The 18,499-nt window shown below is 54.0% G+C and carries 12 protein-coding genes; 10 read left to right on the forward strand and 2 right to left on the reverse strand.

The features are described 5' to 3' along the window. Positions 1-79 precede the first annotated feature (79 nt). The 9 genes from OH144_RS18910 (at position 80) to OH144_RS18950 (ending at position 13,059) form a co-directional block, all read left to right on the forward strand. Positions 80-286, forward strand: coding sequence for a hypothetical protein (locus OH144_RS18910; protein ID WP_266203836.1), 207 nt, complete (start codon positions 80-82; stop codon positions 284-286). 31 nt (positions 287-317) lie between these two features. After that, the gene (locus tag OH144_RS18915; RefSeq protein ID WP_266203837.1) at positions 318-686 is read left to right on the forward strand and encodes a hypothetical protein; all 369 of its coding nucleotides are present in this window, start codon (positions 318-320) and stop codon (positions 684-686) included. 23 nt (positions 687-709) lie between these two features. Further along, complete coding sequence (ytxJ, locus tag OH144_RS18920; RefSeq protein ID WP_266203838.1) at positions 710-1,051, forward strand: bacillithiol system redox-active protein YtxJ; 342 nt, start codon at positions 710-712, stop codon at positions 1,049-1,051. Between the two features lie 240 nt (positions 1,052-1,291). After that, positions 1,292-1,999: a hypothetical protein gene (locus tag OH144_RS18925; RefSeq protein ID WP_266203839.1), complete on the forward strand. Its 708-nt coding sequence runs from the start codon at positions 1,292-1,294 to the stop codon at positions 1,997-1,999. Positions 2,000-2,119: 120 nt separating this feature from the next. Next, positions 2,120-3,022, forward strand: a complete 903-nt coding sequence (gene lipA, locus OH144_RS18930) for a lipoyl synthase (protein ID WP_266206361.1) — start codon at positions 2,120-2,122, stop codon at positions 3,020-3,022. Positions 3,023-3,456: 434 nt separating this feature from the next. Then, the gene (locus OH144_RS18935) at positions 3,457-7,614 is read left to right on the forward strand and encodes an ice-binding family protein (RefSeq protein WP_266203840.1); all 4,158 of its coding nucleotides are present in this window, start codon (positions 3,457-3,459) and stop codon (positions 7,612-7,614) included. A gap of 29 nt (positions 7,615-7,643) precedes the next feature. After that, the gene (locus OH144_RS18940) at positions 7,644-8,576 is read left to right on the forward strand and encodes a PorP/SprF family type IX secretion system membrane protein (RefSeq protein ID WP_266203841.1); all 933 of its coding nucleotides are present in this window, start codon (positions 7,644-7,646) and stop codon (positions 8,574-8,576) included. Between the two features lie 17 nt (positions 8,577-8,593). After that, positions 8,594-10,579: an OmpA family protein gene (locus tag OH144_RS18945; RefSeq protein WP_266203842.1), complete on the forward strand. Its 1,986-nt coding sequence runs from the start codon at positions 8,594-8,596 to the stop codon at positions 10,577-10,579. Between the two features lie 188 nt (positions 10,580-10,767). After that, complete coding sequence (locus tag OH144_RS18950; RefSeq protein ID WP_266203843.1) at positions 10,768-13,059, forward strand: TonB-dependent receptor domain-containing protein; 2,292 nt, start codon at positions 10,768-10,770, stop codon at positions 13,057-13,059. 5 nt (positions 13,060-13,064) lie between these two features. Here OH144_RS18950 and OH144_RS18955 read toward each other — a convergent pair whose 3' ends face one another. Next, the gene (locus OH144_RS18955; protein WP_266203844.1) at positions 13,065-13,667 is read right to left on the reverse strand and encodes a DUF4136 domain-containing protein; all 603 of its coding nucleotides are present in this window, start codon (positions 13,665-13,667) and stop codon (positions 13,065-13,067) included. 270 nt (positions 13,668-13,937) lie between these two features. Continuing rightward, positions 13,938-16,856 carry an aminomethyl-transferring glycine dehydrogenase gene (gene gcvP / locus OH144_RS18960; protein ID WP_266203845.1) on the reverse strand — a complete coding sequence of 973 codons (2,919 nt, stop codon included), beginning with the start codon at positions 16,854-16,856 and terminating at the stop codon, positions 13,938-13,940. A gap of 238 nt (positions 16,857-17,094) precedes the next feature. Here gcvP and OH144_RS18965 point away from each other — a divergent pair, with 238 nt between their 5' ends. Continuing rightward, positions 17,095-18,339, forward strand: a complete 1,245-nt coding sequence (locus OH144_RS18965; protein ID WP_266203846.1) for an NAD(P)-dependent oxidoreductase — start codon at positions 17,095-17,097, stop codon at positions 18,337-18,339. Positions 18,340-18,499 lie beyond the last annotated feature (160 nt).

Below are 18,499 nucleotides of genomic sequence, written 5' to 3' on the forward strand. Positions count from 1 at the left end.
AGGCTATACTTTAGTAGTATGCTGTGCTGCTTTTGTGTTTAAGTTATCTATAATAAAATTAAATTCATATATTTGCATCATGCGTACACTTCGCCCATACCTTATGATGATGCTATGCCTGCTACTGCTAGCGGGCACCGGTTGCCAACGCAAAGGTATTATCCCCTGCCCTAAGCCTACCAGCAAGCGTACTGCAAAAGTGCAGGGGTCAGGCTTGGAGGGCATCAAAGTGAACACCGACAAGAACGGAAGGGTGAAGAAGTCGCGCGGGTTGGGTCTGTTTTAGAAACCAGTTTAGACGGAATCAGTATAAAACCATGATGAAGGTGCGTGTTGCTGAACCTTGCTGCCAGACAGCGTATAAGTATGGCCTGAGCCTGCTGCTGTTTTTCCTGTTGGGTACCCTGCCGGGGTATGGCCAGGTTAGCTACGAGGCCTCGGCCAGGCACGGGCAGCATCTGCGGAAGTCGTTGAAAGACGCTGAGAAGGTAAACAGCAAGTATAAAGACAGCCACCTGAACACCGATGCCTATACTTTCAAGAAAGGAGAGGCCGGCCGCAAACGCGCTAAGAAAGACGAGCGCGCCAAACTGCACTTCAACGTGAACGGGGATCCGGCCAAAAAGCTGAGGCTCTTCAAAAGCAAGAAGAAGTATAAGCCGCGGAAAGAAAGAAGAGACCACTAACCAAGAAAAGAGAACCTGACGATATGAATTGGCACCCGCTAACCAATCTTGAGCAGTTGGATGAGATCATGGACGAGTCGAAGAGCACGCCAGTCGTAATCTTTAAGCACAGCACTTCCTGCTCCATCAGCTCCACTGCCAAAAGCCGCCTGGAACGCCAGTGGGCCGGCGCCGGGCTGGACCACGTGAAACCCTATTACCTCGACCTGCTAAGCTACCGGCCCGTCTCCAACGAAGTGGCGGAGATGCTGCAGGTAACGCACCAGTCGCCGCAGCTGTTGCTGGTGCAGGACGGCGTGTGTACCTACGATGCCTCGCACCTTGGCATCAGCGTGGAAGCGCTTAAGAAACAGGTGGCGGCGTAGCAGCAGTTGCTTTTTCTGCCCCGGTTTCCGTATAAAGTACCATAAGGATGTATAAAGGGCTCAGGTAAGACCACCCTCCTCGGCGCGTTCTAGCTTATGGAGTATACTTTACCGGAGGGCGCCTTTGCGGAGCCCTTTTCAGGTAGAGGCGGTGTGGTATCCTGAGTTTGAAATACACGTAAACTTGAGTACTTTTAAGCAACCTGAAAACACTGGCCTGTGATAAGATTCCTGACATGTATGCTTGTGGCAGCGCTCCTGGTGGCCACACCTGCCGTCGCCCAGACGGAGGAAGACGAGAGCTTTGAGCGGGAGACGAGCTACGGCATCAACTTTAACTCCAACGGAGGCCTGATCGGCGGCGCCTTTGTCCGCTCCTCGTTCTACATGAACGAGCGAATGTACCAGTTTGGGGGCATCGAGATAGTGGAGGTGAAGCACCCGAAGGAGGAGCGCTACCTGAACTATGTGGGCGAGCCGTTTGTGTACGGCAAGAAGAACTACTTTTTCGTGGTGCGGCCGCACTATGGCCGTGAACTGGTGCTTTTCCGTAAGGCCGCCGAGTCGGGGGTGCAGGTAAACGCGCTCGGGGCCGTCGGGCCCTCCATCGGGTTGCAGGTGCCCTATTACATTGACTACAGCTACGACGGCACTACCAACGATGTACGCACCGTTCCCTACGACGAGAAGATCCACACCAACACGGACTATATCCTGGGCAGCGACACCGTGTTTCGCGGCCTGGGCCAGACGAAGGTGAAGCCAGGCGTGCACGCCCGGGCAGGCCTCAGCTTTGAGTATGGCCGCTACCGCGAAAGCATAGCCGGCATAGAGGTGGGGGTGGCCGTGGAGTACTTCCCGAGCAAGCCCATCATCATCCCGCTGGCTGAGAACAACAATACCTTCACCTCGGTGTACCTGAACCTGTACTACGGCAGCAGAAAGTAAGATACCTGCCGAACATTTGCCGGTGCCGGCTTGTTAGAGAGGCATACCTGCCAGGGGCACATTTTTGCCTTATGGTTAAACTCTTAAGCCATAACTTCCTATCTTTGCACCATGGATGAAATGATGACACTTCCGGTAATTCAGCCTAACGCCAAGCCCGAGGGACTTAACGCGCTGGGCCAGCCCCGCAAGCCAAACTGGCTGCGTGTAAAACTGCCGGTTGGGAAGGAGTACGCCAAAGTAAGAAGCATAGTAGACGAATATAAACTGCACACCATCTGCGAGAGCGGCAACTGCCCTAACATGGGCGAGTGCTGGGGTGCAGGCACAGCTACCTTCATGATCTTAGGCAATGTGTGTACCCGCAGCTGCTCTTTCTGCGCTGTGGCCACCGGCCGTCCCAACGAGTACGACGTAGACGAGCCGCGCCGCGTGGCCGAGGCTATTCAACTGATGGGCGTGAAGCACGCCGTGATCACCTCAGTGAACCGCGACGAGTTGAAAGATCGTGGCGCTGCTATCTGGCACGAAACGGTGAAGCAGGTAAAGCTACTCTCCCCAACCACTACCATCGAAACGCTTATTCCGGATGTGAAAGGTACCTGGGATGCTCTGATCACGATGATATCGCCGGGGCAGGAGGTGGTCTCGCATAACATGGAGACAGTGAAGGAACTGTACCGCCGCGTGCGTCCGCAGGCTAAGTATGAGCGCTCGCTGGAGCAGATCCGCCGCACCAAAGACTATGGCAAGCGCACCAAAACCGGTATTATGCTGGGCCTGGGCGAAACCCGGGAACAAGTATACCAGGCGATGGACGACCTGGCTGCCAACGGCTGCGACATCCTGACGCTGGGCCAGTACCTGCAGCCGACCAAGCTGCATATAGAGGTAGCCGAGTTCATACACCCTGATCTGTTTGAGCATTACCGCGAGGAAGGGCTCAGCAGAGGCATTAAATACGTTGAATCAGGCCCATTGGTAAGATCCTCATATCACGCTGAGCGCCACGTGAACGTTTAGCGGTATAACTTCAAATTTTTTAGCCCCTGTTGCTTGGATATGCAACAGGGGCTTTTTTTTGTCCTATACATGTTATAGGTACGTGATTGCATTTATCTAATATTTTAATAAAAATATTTAAATATATTTGAAAATACTGTTGTAGAATGTAATTTTAACGGCGAATTGCTGCCACTATGCCTATGTAAACAGACTTACTAATTCTCTTCGCAAAAGATTTTTTTGCACTGCTTACCCCCGCTTCGCTTTGTATAAAAGAAAAACGGTTGATAAAACCAGGAGGTCTGTACGCGATAAAATTTTATTATAAATATATGGAGATTTTATTGTCTTTGGTGCAACCATTTTCAAGCATTCAAGTAAAAGAACGAAGATAGATATAGCCCTATCTATAAATATGTAAGTGACGTTATATACAGTTATTTTTAAGTTTTATGATTAAACATCTACTGCTGACCTTTCTCTTACTGACTGGCAGTATCACCCTTAGCCTGGCACAGACGGAAATAAGCCTCGGCCGGGCAACCACCTTCTCGGCGCTGGCCAACAAGAAGATTGTAGCCAAAGGGGCTGGAATAACACAAATAGACGGCAACATTGGCATCAGCCCGGGCAAAACCATAGAAGGCGAGGCGTACTTGGATGTGCTTGGCCGAAAGGAGCGCAACTCCGAGCTAGCCATTGCTGGTATGGAAAATGCCAACAGGGTCTTCAACGAATTGAAGGCTCTAACTCCAACACAATATTATGCGCCTAACTACGAGCTAGGGAACAACAACTCGATTGATCCGGGCATCCACAAGTTAAGTACCAACACGCTCCTCAATGGCACGCTGCGCCTCGACGGGAAGGGAGACATACACTCCAAGTTTATCTTCATAATAGATGGGGACTTTGTGTCCAATAGCGGTAGTATCCAGTTCTCAGACATGGGGGCCTCCGCAAAGAATGTTTACTGGATCGTAACGGGTAATGTGACTATCGGGGCAGGTAGTTCGTTCCAAGGCAATATCATCGCTACTAAAGATATTACCTTTCATAACAGAGCTGCATTAGTTGGTCGTGCCATTTCACTCGGAGGTACTATTTACTTCGACGAGAACTCTACAGCCATGCCCATTATTGTTGAGACCAATCTTGAGGTAGAGAAGGATGTAGAGTACAAAGAGGTTACACTGGGGGCGAGGGTCATTTATACTATAAAAGCCACAAACAAAGGCTTGGGTGAGGCCATGCATGTAATAGTAAAGGAGCAGATACCGGCAGGCTTAAAATTTATAGGGTTTATCTCTGCTACAAAGGGCTCATATGATGATCAAACACATCAGTGGCTCATTGGTGATATGCAGGTAGGGCCAACAGAAATATTGAAGCTGGAGTTCGAGATAGTTGGCACAGGTAATATAAAGAACGAGGTAATCATTATTGGCGATAATCCAGATCCTGACCCGGATAATGATGAGGACGATGAGGAGATTGTGCTCCCTGACCTGGGCGTAGCCAAAGAACTGGTTAACCCCAAGGAAACATATTTTGTGGGCGACTTTGTAGATTACAAGATCACACTCACCAACTATGCCGACGAAGCAGAGGACCATGTGTATGTAAGAGAGAGGCTGCCGGAGGGACTGGAGTTTGTGGGTTACACAGCGAGCGCAGGAACATATAACAAGGAAAACGGCGTCTTCTACGTGCCGTCCGTTGCCGGTAATTCATCCGTAACGCTTACGATCAGAGCCAGGATTGTGAAGGTTGGCCAAATTAAAAACATCGTTAGTATAATCGCTAAGGATGTAACGCCAACTAATCCTACTAATCCAGGCGACCCTACTAACCCAAGTGATCCAACAGATCCAACCAACCCAACAGACCCGACCAACCCAACGGACCCGACCAACCCAACGGACCCGACCAACCCAGGCGACTATGAGGACTCAGACCCGGATAATGACGAGGATGATGTCACGATACCGGAGGTGAAATGTAATCCTGAGCTAGAGGTAGCCATCAGCGCCGCGCCAGCCACAGCATGTGCTAGCGCTGAGAACCTGACCTTTAAGGCAACATCAGGGGCGGTTGGCGGTACCTTTAGCTGGACGCTGCCGCTGGGCTGGACGTATGCCCCAGGCACTAACCCGAACAGCAGTGAGATAACGGTACAGGCAGGTCCAGCCACTGGCGCGAAGAAGGTAACGGTAACCGTAACCGATCAGTGCGGCAAAAAGGCGACGGCGGAAGTAGCCGTAAACATAACCGGAGCCCCGAAAGCGCCAGCCATCAACGGACTTGCCCAGGTATGCTTCAACAGCGAAGGCATGACGCTGGAGGCAGGCGAATCGGAAGAGGAACTGACTTACGAGTGGTCTGTAGACGCTAACCTGGAAATAGTAGGCGACATAAACGGAGCGAGCGTAGTGGTCAAGCCGAGAAACGGCAGCCTGTTAGGTGGCAAAGTTACCCTAAAGGCCACAAACACCTGTGGCTTCAGCAGCACCAGTGTAAAAGTACTTACCGTGGCACCAGCACCTGTTGCCCCAATCGCCATCAATGGTGACGTTAATGTATGTTCCGACAAGCCGGTGACATTCAGCACACCTGTAGTAGCAGGTGCCACCAGCTATACCTGGGCGCTGCCTACAGGCTGGCAGTTCGCGCCAGGCACCGCTACCGATGCCAGAGAGGTAACCGTGATTGTGGGAGGTGCAAGCGGTGAGAAAGAGATTAGTGTGAAAGCGAACAATGCCTGCAGCAGCAGTGAGCCATTCACCAAAACAATAAAGGTTAACGAGGCGCCAACTGTTGATAACTTCACATTGAATGGCGATGCCGAGGTTTGCCAGAACGCGACGCTGGAGTTTACGGCAACAGCCCTGCAGGGAGCTTCCTATGAGTTCTCGGTGAGCGGCGGCTTAACTAAAGTATCACAAACAGGAAATAAAGTAACTGTTAGAGCAGGAGCTACAAACGGTACTGTATCTGTAACCGTAACCGACTTCTGCGGAAACAAATTAACAGTATCTAAGGATGTGGTGGTAACGCCGACGCTGGCAACGCCAACCATCTCCGGCCTAAGCAATGCATGCCAGAACAGCACAGGCAATGTGTATACAGCATCAGCCTATGAAGGCGCGGTGACTTATAAATGGACAGCCAACGGTGGCCTGACCATTACCTCTGCAGCTAACACCGCCACAGTAGAGGTGAGCGCAGGCGCCAACGAAGGTACGCTTACACTGGAGGTGACAAACGGGTGCTTCACTGCTAAGACTACCAAAAAGATCGGCATCAACCCATTACCACAAGCTCCGGCAAGTATAGCTGGCGATGCCACCGTATGCGCCGGCTCAGAGCAGACTTACACAGCGGCGGCCGTAACAGGTGCCACCAGCTACACCTGGGCGCTGCCCGCAGGCTGGCAGTTCGCGCCGGGCACGGCCACGGATGTCAGAGAGGTGACCGTGATTGTAGGGAGTGCAGGCGGAGAGAAAGAGATCAGCGCCAAAGCCAACAACGCATGCGGCACGAGCGTAGCAGCTGCCTCGCTTGATGTGGTGGTGAACGATGTGCTGGCAGCCCCAGCCATCAGCGGCAGCAACGGAGCCTGCAAAGGCACAAACCTGACCTTCACTATCCCGGCGGTAACCGGTGCCACAGGGTATGAGTGGAACGTGCCGGAGACCTGGACACTGGTATCAGGTCAGAATACAACCAGTGTGGTGGTGAAAGTCGGTGAGAAGTCAGGCAACATCAGGGTAGCAGTTCGGAATGAGTGCGGACTGGGTGAGGAAGCTGTGAAGGCTGTAGCTCCGGTATTAGCTCCTTCTGCTCCAACCATCACGGGCAATAGCGATGTATGCGAGTACACTAGCCAGCTAACCTATACTGTCTCTAACCCCGAGGAAGGTGCCACTTATACCTGGTCGTTGCCAGAAGGCTGGACCTTTGAGGGCAGCAATACCGGTACAAGTGTAACAGTTAACGCCGGCACCACAGCAGGTGCTATTACGGTGGTGGCCGAAAACAGCTGCGATACATCAGAGGGCCAGCTGGAGATTGAAATCTTTACGCCACCGGTTACGCCGGGCCAGATTAGCGATAACAGCAACGTGTGCGACGGATTAGTGTTCTCCATCGAGCCGATAGCAGGCGCGAGCGGTTATACCTGGGCGGTAAGCGGCGGCTTCACCATCACGTCAGGTCAGGGCAGCACCTCCATCACCGTGAAGGCGGATAGAGCAGACGCGCTGGGGACGGTAACGGTAGTTGCCAACAACGGCCCTTGCAGCAGCATGGAAGCCTCCGCGCCGATAGACGCCTCTAAAGCTGATGGTAACCTGAACTTCCCGAAAGCCTTCAGCCCGAACGGCGACGGTAAGAATGATAACTGGCATATCAAAAACCTGGAGAAGTTCCCGAACAACGAGATAACCATCCTCAACCGCTGGGGATCTGAGGTGTTCAAATCGAAAGGATACCAGAACAACTGGAACGGCAAAGGATTAGAGCAAGGTACTTACTTCTATAAGGTAAGGGTGACATTGTGCGACGGCGTAGTGAAAGAGTTCACCGGCTACACCACCATTTTCAGGTAGTAGCTTAAAATTTAGTAATCCAGATGACAATGAGAATATGTTACCTATTGCTGGCCCTGTTGCTTACCACGGCCGCAAACGCTCAGCAGAATCCACAGTACTCACAGTATATCTTTAACAGCATGGGCATTAACCCGGCCTACACGGGTAGCAAGAACGTGCTGAACGTAAATGCCTTCCACCGCTCGCAATGGACAGGCGTGGAGGGAGCCCCTAGCACGCAGTCGCTGGCGGTGGATGGCGTGATGGCAAATGACAGGCTGGGTTTGGGCCTGAACATCACACGCGACGAACTCGGTGCCCACAGCACCACCAGCGCCTATGCCAACTTCGCTGTAAAGCTGCAGGTGAGCCAGAATGCTATCCTTAGCCTGGGCCTGGCGCCCGGCCTGGTGCAGCACATGGTAGACGGCAGCAAGTTCGGCATCACTGATGACCCCACCATCCCGACAGGAAAGGAGACAACTATAAAACCGGACGTGAAGATCGGGGCGTACTTCCACACGCCACGTTTCTACGCAGGCTTCTCCGGCACAGACCTGCTGCAGTTTAAGGACATGGACCAGGTAGAGCCGGAGCGCCACTATTTCTTCACCGCCGGTTACGTGTTTGATGTAAGCCCCTTCGTGAAGCTAAAGCCGAGCCTGTTGGTAAAAGAGGACTTCCACGCACCTACAAGTATGGACGTGAACGCCTTCATACTGCTGGCTGACCGCCTGTGGCTGGGTAGCTCTTACCGCACCAGCATGAATGTTTTCAACACGGCAGAGATGGGGGATGTGGAAAAACGCACTGCCGTGGCCTTTATCGCGGAACTGCAGGTAATGAAGCAGCTGCGCCTTGGCTACTCCTACGACAAAATGCTGAACGGATACAGCAACCAGAGCACCCATGAGGTATCGGTTGGCTACTACTTCTTCCGTAAGAAAGAGACCAGAATGCTGACGCCGCAGTACTTTTAACCCTTAGCGCTTACTATATGAAACTCAAAAATATACCCTTATACTTAGCAGCTGCCGCCGTGCTGGGCTTTTCGCCAGTGGCACAGGGCCAGTCTTCGCTGCGCAAAGCCCACAAACACTACGATAATTATGAGTTCGCCCTGGCCCTTCCGGCTTACAAGGAAGCCATCCAGAAGCGCAAGCCGGATCTGCCAACGGTAGAGCGCATTGCCACGGCTTACCGCCTCACGCGCCAGAACCAGCAGGCGGAAACATGGTACGGCAAAGTGGTGGCCATGCCGGGCCGCCCGCCGATGAACTTGCTCTACTACGCCGAGGCACTGCGCAGCAACGGCAAGTTTATAGAGGCCAAGGAGCAGTACATGCAGTGGGGCGAGGAGATGCCCGAGTATGCGGAGCGTGCCCAGCAACTGATGGAGGCCACCGACCTGTCGATGCGCCTGATGAAGCAGCCCGCCGTGGCGGAGGTTACCCCGCTCACTACCCTGAACATGCCAGGGGCATCCGACTTCAGCCCGATGCAGTATGGCAGCAACGGCATCATCTTTACCTCCGACAGGGGAGTGCAGAAAGAGGGGAAAGACGCCAAAGTATACGGCTGGACCGGTCGGCCATACTTGCAGCTGTTCATAGCCCAGGAGATGGGGGAAGGCGCCTACGGCAGGCCGCAGCCACTACAGGAGGTGATCAACGCAGACTATCACAATGCCACAGCCTCTACGGTAAAGGATGGCGGCAAACTATACTTTACCCGCACCAAGATGGTGCCGGCGCTCGATAACGTGAATGCCGACCCTACCAGCTGGGTAGAGAAAAACACGAACCAGAACCTGGTAAACCGCCTGGAGATTTACGCTGCGGAGCGCCAGGGCGGTAGCTGGACGAACATAGAGCCCTTTGAGTACAACAAGGTAGAGGAGTACTCTGTCGGTCATCCGGCCGTGTCGCCGGACGGGCAGGTGCTATACTTTGTATCTGACATGCCGGGCAGCCTGGGCGATACCGACATCTACTACAGCACCCGTAAGGCTGACGGAACCTGGAGTGAGCCGGTGAACGCCGGTCCGGTAATCAACACCAGCGGCCGTGAGAGCTTCCCTTACGTGGATGCCAACGGCAAATTATACTTTGCCTCCGAGGGCCACGTGGGCATGGGCGGTATGGATATCTTCTCCGCCGAAGGCGAGCTGGGCAAGTGGCGCGACGTGAAAAACCTCGGCTATCCGATCAACACGCCGCAGAACGACTACGGCATCATGTTCACAGAGCCGGGCAAGCGTGGGCTGCTGTCCTCTAACCGCGACTCGCAGAACGGCACCGAAGACATCTACGCCTTTAACATCCTGCAGAAGCCGGTGGTGCTGGCCATCACTACGCTGGGCCGTTACCAGAACAAGCTAAAGCAAACGGTACAGGACCCGCTGCCGAACACAAGGGTTATGATGAGCCAGAAGAACTCAAAAGATTCCACGGTGGTTATTACAGATGAGAAGGCGCAGACGTTTGCCGATGCGCGTGCAGGCAACTCCTATACTTTCACCGGCTCTAAAATTGGCTTCCTCAAGATGGAGTCGGGGATAGAGGTGCCGGCTACAGCTTCCGATACCGTGCAGGTGGCGCTGGTGTTCGATAAGAACGAGGTGGAGAAAGCCATCGTGCTCGAAAACATCTACTACGATCTGGATAAGTGGGATATTCGTCCGGATGCGGCCAAGGAGCTGGATAAACTGGTAACCCTGCTTAAGAACAACCCGGCCGTGGAGATAGAGATGGGCGCGCACACCGACAGCCGCGAGAGCCAGCAGTATAACCAGCTGCTCTCTGAGCGCCGGGCACAGGCCGCCGTGGACTACCTGGTGTCGAAGGGCATTGAGCGGAACCGCCTGACGGCAAAAGGCTACGGCAAAACGAGGTTAGTAAATAAGTGTGCCGACGGGGTGCAATGCCCGGAGGAGGAGCACCAGAAGAACCGCCGTACCGAGTTCATGATCAAGAAGAACTAAACGGATTTAAATTCTCATTAGCTTTCATAGTTTGGAAAGGCTCTGCGGTTTCTGCGGAGCCTTTTATCTTTTCAGGGATTTGTGAAGGATGGCAGTGAAAACAAAGTATAAAAGTCCTATTTTGCAGGAGGACAGGCTTAAACTTTAGGGCCTTTCAACCGTTTTCACAGTGACCGTTGACTTAACACATGATCCCATTCCGCCATCCCTGTACTTTCTCCCTCTTATTTTTTCTGATGATCTTCCCCCAGGTGCTGCTGGCGCAGGATCTGTACACCGGCTATGTACTGCGGGCCGATACACAGCAGCCGCTGCAGGGCGTAACCGTAACCGCCAGCTCCGGAGAGCAGGGCATCAGCAACGAGAACGGCTACTTCAGTTTGGCCACTGCCGCTGCGCCTGCCCGCCTTGTCTTCAGCTACATCGGCTATAAGACCTGGGTCATCAACAACCCGACTGCCGGCCAGGAGTTGCGGGTGCTGCTGCAACCTGGCTCGGCCAGCCTGCAAGAGGTGGTGATTACCGGCTACGAGACCAACCGACCGTTGCTGCAAACGGCCGGTGCGGTAAGCATAATAGACCGGGAGGTGATCGAGCGGTTCGACGAGAGTTCCATTGTGCGGGCGGTGAACTTGGTGCCGGGCGTGCGGATGGAGGAGCGGGCGCCGGCCAGCTACCGCATCTCCATCCGCGGGAGCGCGCTGCGCTCGCCGTACGGTATCCGCAACGTAAAGCTATACTATGACGGCATTCCGTTTACAGAAGCTAACGGCACCACGGCGCTTAACCTGATGGATGCCGCCAACATCGGAAGTATAGAGATACTGAAAGGCCCAACGGGAAGCATATACGGGGCAGGCACAGGTGGCACGGTGCTGTTGGAGCCACGCCGGGCAGCAGCCGGGGAGCAATCGCTGGAGGTAGGGGCGATGGCAGGCTCCTTTGGGTTGAGGCGCTACACGGCCAACGCGCGCGTAGGCGGCGAAAAAAGCAGTTTCCTGGTGCAGTACGCCAGGCAGGAGTACGACGGCCACCGGCAGCAGTCGGCCGTGGAGCGGGAGGTGCTGCTGCTGAGCTCAGAGTTCAGGCCATCTGCCAAGCGTGTACTTTCTGCTAACCTTATATATTCGGATTTATACTACGAGCTGCCGGGCGGGCTAACCGAGGAGCAGTATGCCCAGGACCCAAGCCAGGCGCGCGGCGGCATGTTCGGCAGCGTGGCGCAGAATGCCTCCATGAACCAGGAGGGCGTGAACGTGGGGCTGAAGCAGGTGTATACTTTCAGTGAGGATTTCCGAAACACCACCTCGCTCTATGGCCTGCACCGTTTCCGCGACCATCCCTTTAACACCGACTACGAGCGCAATGCAAACCAGGAAATCGGGGGCCGCACCAGCTTTGCCTATGATACCCGGCTCGGAAGTACAGGGGCCACCTTTACGGCAGGAGGGGAGTTTCAGCGGGGATTTGAGACGGCCCGCACCTACGACAACAATGGCGGCGAGCCCGGCGGCCTGCGCACCGACGATGAAGTAGTGGCAAAGTCTGGTTTTGCCTTTGCCCAGGCCGAGTTCGAGCTACCAGCGGACTTTATAGCCACCGCCGCCCTCAGCCTGAACGATACCAAGTATGAAATCACGCGCCTGCACCAGGCGGGCAGCGGCAATTACAAGTATAACCGCGACTTTGAGGCGGTGCTCTCGCCCCGAGTAGCCCTGCTGAAGCAGCTGACAGAGCAGCTAAGTATACATGCCAGCGTCAGCTCCGGCTTCTCACCGCCTACTGAGGAAGAGATACTAACTTCTGACGGCCAACTGAACGAGGAACTGGAGGCGGAGAAAGGCACGAATTACGAGGCAGGCATCCGGGGCTTTGGCCTGGGCGGCAGGCTGAGCTTTGATGTGGTGGGGTATTATTTTAAGCTGAAAGAAACGATCGTAAGCCGGCAGGATGTATCGAGCGTGGCGGTGTTCCGCAACGTGGGCAGCACCGATCAGAAAGGCGTCGAGGCAAGTATAGGGTATACGCTGCTGGATGAGCCGGCGCAGCAGCTGAGCCTTCTGAAAGTATGGACGAGCTACACGTTCAGCCACTTCCGGTTCGGCGATTACCAGCAGAATGAGAACAACTACTCTGGCAATGAACTCACTGGCGTAGCGCCACACGCTGCCACCGCCGGCATCGACCTGAACACGCGCATCGGTTTATACTTAAACCTGACGGCAAGTTACTCCGACGAAATCCCGCTCAACGATGAGAATACCGTCTACGCCAGCAGCTACCTGGTGGCCGGAGGGCGGCTAGGCATAAAGCGGCAACTGGGCCGGCACTTCGGGCTGGAGCTGTTTAGCGGCGTGGATAACGTAACGGATAGAAAGTATAGCCTCGGTAACGACCTCAACGCCTTTGGCGGGCGCTTCTTTCAGCCGGCGCCGGGGCGTAACTACTACGGCGGTCTCAGCCTGAAGTATGCTTTATAGCTCCCTTAGCGGGCCCTGTTGATAGGGCTCGGCGGAAACTGCGACATGATATCGGCCACGGCCAGGTTAATGCGCTCCATATCCTGGGAAGTTGGGTTGATGCCTGCTTCTGAGTAGCCGCGCCAGATCAACCGGTTGGTGTCCGGGTCGATGATGTCGATGACAAGCGTACCGAGCGGCAGGGCCTGGATGGGCTGATAACCCGCAAGGCCGTTGGTGATGTAACGGAAGCGGTAACCGAACCAATAGCTATAGCCATAGCCGAAACCCGCCGGGAAAGTATAATCTGTCGGTGCCTGGCTGGTGTCTACCGCCAGATCATAAGCTACGATCAGATCTGGGTTCTCCACCTCCGGGCGCAGGCCCTGCTTTACCAACTCACTCGCAATAGCCTCCCTCACCCGCTGGTCCAGCAGCAGGTTAAACTGTGGCCCTGCGCCTGCGCGTGGCTTAGGCACCTCGGCGCTGTACCAGTTAAAGGTCCGGAACTTCGAGAAATCGATAGAGGTGTCGTAGATATATTGGTTGTCCGCCTGCAGAACCCGGGCGCAGCCTGCCAGCGGCAGGAGCAAGACAAGCAAAATATAGAGGTGGCTTGTTTTTATCATAGTTAAATTAGTAAGAGAAGGTGTAGTATAAACGCTGGGCCTGTGCCCTTAAAGTATACTCCGGTTGATAAAAGCATACCGATGTAAATATATAGATAATTTATTTTATGTAAACGCAGCAACCGCTACGGCTGTTGTTTATACTTAGCTATAGCATAATAAGTATAAAGCGAGGCTGAGGTGAAGTATAAAAATAAACCTCAGACCCTAAAAAATAAGAGCCTGACCAAGTATGGCCAGGCTCTTAAAGTATAGAAGGGGAAGAGTCGGTTAGCCGATAGCTACCATCTCATTTCCATTCTCGTTGTAGGCTTCTATCGGGGCGCAGGAGCAAACCAGGTTACGGTCGCCGTAGGCGCTGTCGATGCGGCTAACAGTTGGCCATACTTTGTTATCGCGCAGGTAGGCCATCGGGAACACCGCTTTCTCACGGGAGTAAGGGCGGTCCCAGTTTTCTACCATCACCACTTTGGCGGTATGCGGAGCGTTCTTCAGCACGTTGTTCTTCTGGTCAGCCTTGCCGGTCTCAATCTCGCGTATTTCCTCACGGATCGAGATCATCACGTCGCAGAATCTGTCCAGTTCCTCCTGTGCCTCCGACTCGGTTGGCTCCACCATCAGTGTGCCCGCTACCGGGAAGGATACAGTCGGCGCATGGAAACCATAATCCATCAAACGCTTGGCGATGTCCTCTACCTCTACGCCAAACTTCTTGAACTCACGGCAATCCAGGATCATCTCGTGTGCGCAACGGCCGTTCTTGCCTACATACAGCACAGGGTAGTACTGCTCCAGACGGGCCTTAATGTAGTTTGCGTTCAGGATAGCCACCTTCGTAGCTTCCGTTAAGCCTTCGCCGCCCATCATGGCAATGTAAGCGTACGAAATTGGCAGGATAGAGGCAGAGCCCCAAGGCGCAGCCGATACGGCATGAATCGCATCCTGACGTCCTAAGTCCACAACAGCGTGGCCAGGCAGGAAGGGAGCCAGGTCTTTTACCACCCCGATCGGGCCCATGCCAGGGCCACCGCCACCGTGCGGAATGCAGAAAGTCTTGTGCAGGTTCAGGTGGCAAACGTCGGCACCAATGTGGGCCGGCGAAGTCAGGCCTACCTGCGCGTTCATGTTGGCACCGTCCATGTAAACACGGCCGCCGTTGTCATGTATGATCTGGCAGATCTCGATGATGCTTTCCTCATACACACCGTGTGTGGACGGGTACGTCACCATCAGGCAAGACAACTCATTCTTGTGCTGCTCCGCTTTCGCGCGCAGGTCTGCCACATCGATGTTGCCTTTCTCGTCGCACTTCACGATCACCACCTTCATGCCGGCCATAACCGCAGAGGCAGGGTTGGTGCCATGGGCAGAAGAAGGGATCAGGGCGATGTTGCGGTGATGGTCGCCACGCGACTCGTGGTAAGCGCGAATCACCATCAGGCCAGCGTACTCACCCTGTGCGCCTGAGTTTGGCTGCAGCGACACCGCATGGAAACGGGTGATCTCGCACAGCCAGGCTTCCAGGTCAGCAAAGATCTGGGCGTAACCTTTTGTCTGGTCGGCAGGGGCAAAGGGGTGCAACTGCCCGATCTCCGGCCATGTGATCGGAATCATCTCGGCGGTAGCGTTCAGCTTCATGGTACAGGAGCCCAGCGGAATCATGGAGTGCACCAGCGAGATATCCTTGTTCTCCAGGTGCTTCATGTAACGCAGGATTTCGTGCTCCGAGTGATGCTCGTTAAACACGTAGTGCGTCAGGTATTCGCTCTTACGAATCAGGCTGTCGGCCCAAGTGACCTCCGCTTCTTCCGGCAGCTCATCTATGCCTAACACATCAGCCGACTTACCAGCCACTTTCGCGAAAACGGCAAGTATGGCCTTCACGTCCTGCAGGTCCGTGTTCTGGTGCAGGGAAATGCCGATGTTGTTCTCCCCGAAATAACGGAAGTTAATGCCTGCCGCCTCAGCCTCTGTACGGATGGCCTGCTGCATAGCAGCGCTCTCCACAGCGATCTTCAGCGTGTCAAAGTACTGCTCGTTCTGCTGCTCGAAGCCTAGGGCCTTCAGGCCTTTCTCCAGTTGCTGCGCCAGCACGTGCGTGTTCAGGCCGATGTACTTGAGGCGGCGTGGGCCATGGTATACGGCGTACATACCGGCGATAACCGCCAGCAGTACCTGGGCAGTACAAATGTTAGAAGTTGCCTTTTCGCGGCGGATGTGCTGCTCGCGTGTCTGCAGGGCCATGCGGTATGCCTTGTTGCCGGCAGCATCCACAGAAACACCAATAATACGGCCCGGGATAACACGCTTAAAGGCATCCTTGGTGGCAAAGTAGCCTGCGTGCGGACCGCCAAAGCCCATCGGCACGCCAAAACGCTGGGTAGAACCTACCACGGCATCAGCGCCCATCTCACCCGGAGGCGTTAATAAAGTCAGCGATAGGATATCGGCAGCCACGGCTACATACACTTCCTGCGCATGCGCCTTAGAGATGAAGTCCGTATAATCAAAAATGGCACCGTCGGCAGCAGGATACTGCACCAGGGCGCCAAATAAAGTCTCGTCAGAGAAATCAACCTCGCGGTGGTCGCCAATTACCAGCTCAATACCAATAGGTGTGGCGCGCGACTGCAGTACATCAAGGGTCTGCGGCAGCACTTGCTCTGATACAAAGAAGCGGTTGGCGTTCTTGCGGGAGCCTTTGCGCTGCGAGAAGAACATGGCCATGGCCTCCGCGGCGGCAGTGCCCTCGTCCAGCAGCGAGGCGTTGGCGATTTCCATACCTGTCAGATCCATCACCATGGTCTGGTAGTTGATCAGCGCCTCCAGTCGGCCTTGCGCAATCTCAGCCTGGTAAGGGGTATAGGCAGTGTACCAGCCCGGGTTCTCCATAATGTTACGAAGTATGACCGGCGGCATAAGGGTATCGTTGTAGCCAAGCCCGATGTAGGACTTGTATACTTTGTTCTGCTTGGCGATCTGCGAGAAATGTTTCAGGAAATCCCGCTCCGAAAGCGCAGCAGGCAGGTTGAGGGGCTTCTTCAGTCGGATGGCGGCTGGTACGGTCTCCTCAATCAGTTGGTCCAGTGTTTCTACGCCTATGGTGCGTAGCATGTCCTGCATTTGTTCTTTGTCGGGGCCGTTGTGGCGCTCCTTAAATACATCAGCAGGTTTGGTTTTAAAGATCATAACGATGATATATTAGTCTGGAATTTTTTGGGTATTCTGCTCCGTCGGAAGCCAGCTTGCTGCCGGTTCCTAACTCATGCTACAAAAGTAGTAATACTTTATTATATTGAAGCATCAAAGCTAAATAGTTAAGGGCGCGCGGGTGAGCGTATTACATGGTGAAGTATAAGCGCTGGCGCAGGCTTAAGTATACCTGCTTTAACACAAAAACAGCTGCAACAATTCAAATTCTAACCTTATGCATAAACTGAAGATCGGCATCATTAAAGAAGGTAAAATTCCGGTGGACAAACGCGTGCCCCTCACCCCCAAAAAATGCGTGGAGGCGATGCAGGAGTTCCCGGAGATGGAGATCGTGGTACAACCAAGCGATATCCGCTGCTTTACCGATGCCGAGTACCAGGAGCTTAACATTCCGCTGCAGCAGGACCTGAGCGACTGCGACGTGCTGATGGGGGTGAAGGAGGTGCCGGTGGACCAGCTGATTCCGGACAAGACCTACTTTTTCTTCTCGCACACCATCAAAAAGCAGCCGCACAACGCCAAACTGCTCCGCGCCATACTTGACAAGAACATCACGCTGATAGATTATGAGCTGCTGAAGACGCCGGAAGGGCAGCGGGTGGTGGCCTTCGGCCGATACGCCGGTATAGTGGGCGCTTACAACGGCATTCTCACCTATGGCAAAAAGCACGGGCTTTTCGACCTGAAGCCCGCTTACCTGTGCCACGAGATGGAGGATATGCAGGAGGAGTACTTTAAAGTGAAGCTGCCGCCGATAAAGATCGCCATTACCGGTGGCGGACGCGTGGCGGGCGGAGCCATGGAAGTGCTCGATAAAATGGGAATAAGAAAGGTGAGTGTATTCGATTACCTGTACAAGCAGTTCACCGAGCCCGTGTACGCCCAGCTGCACTCTGGCGACTACAATGTGCGCCCCGATGTGGAAGTATGGGACTCACCGGATTTCTATGCGAACCCACTCTTATATAAGAGTACCTTCCGCAAGTTTACCCGCGTAACCGACCTGCTGCTGGCCTGTGCCTACTGGGACCCGCGCGCGCCAAAACTATTTACGGAAGAAGATACTCGCCAGCCTGATTTCAAAATAGACACCATCGCCGACATCACCTGCGATGTGGACGGCTCCATACCTACTACCAGGCACGCCACTACTATAATAGAACCTGCCTATGACTACAATCCTGCCACAGGAGAACTGGAACCCCCATACTCAAAGCCAGAAAACATCACAGTAATGGCTGTAGATAATCTGCCCTGCGAGTTGCCGCGCAACGCCTCCCGCGATTTTGGCCGGCACCTTATAGATAATGTGTTTCCGCAGTTCTTTAATGGAGACGAAGGGGATATGCTTCAGCGCGCCACTATAGCTAAGGGCGGTAAACTTACCGACCTATACAGTTATCTGCAGGATTATGCCGACAGTGCAGCTACTAATAAGGAGAAGCGGCAGGCAGTATAGTATAGTATAGTATAGTATAGTATAGTATAGTATACTATAGGCAGCGAGTATATCAGCAATTACAACAAAAGAGCCCCGGTATCTATCTACTGGGGCTTTTTCATTTCCTTTGATAAACTAAGTCCTGCGCTCATATTGTTTTCTCTAAGCGCCGGGAGGT

Source organism: Pontibacter kalidii (genome assembly GCF_026278245.1).
Classification (GTDB): Bacteria; Bacteroidota; Bacteroidia; order Cytophagales; family Hymenobacteraceae; genus Pontibacter; species Pontibacter kalidii.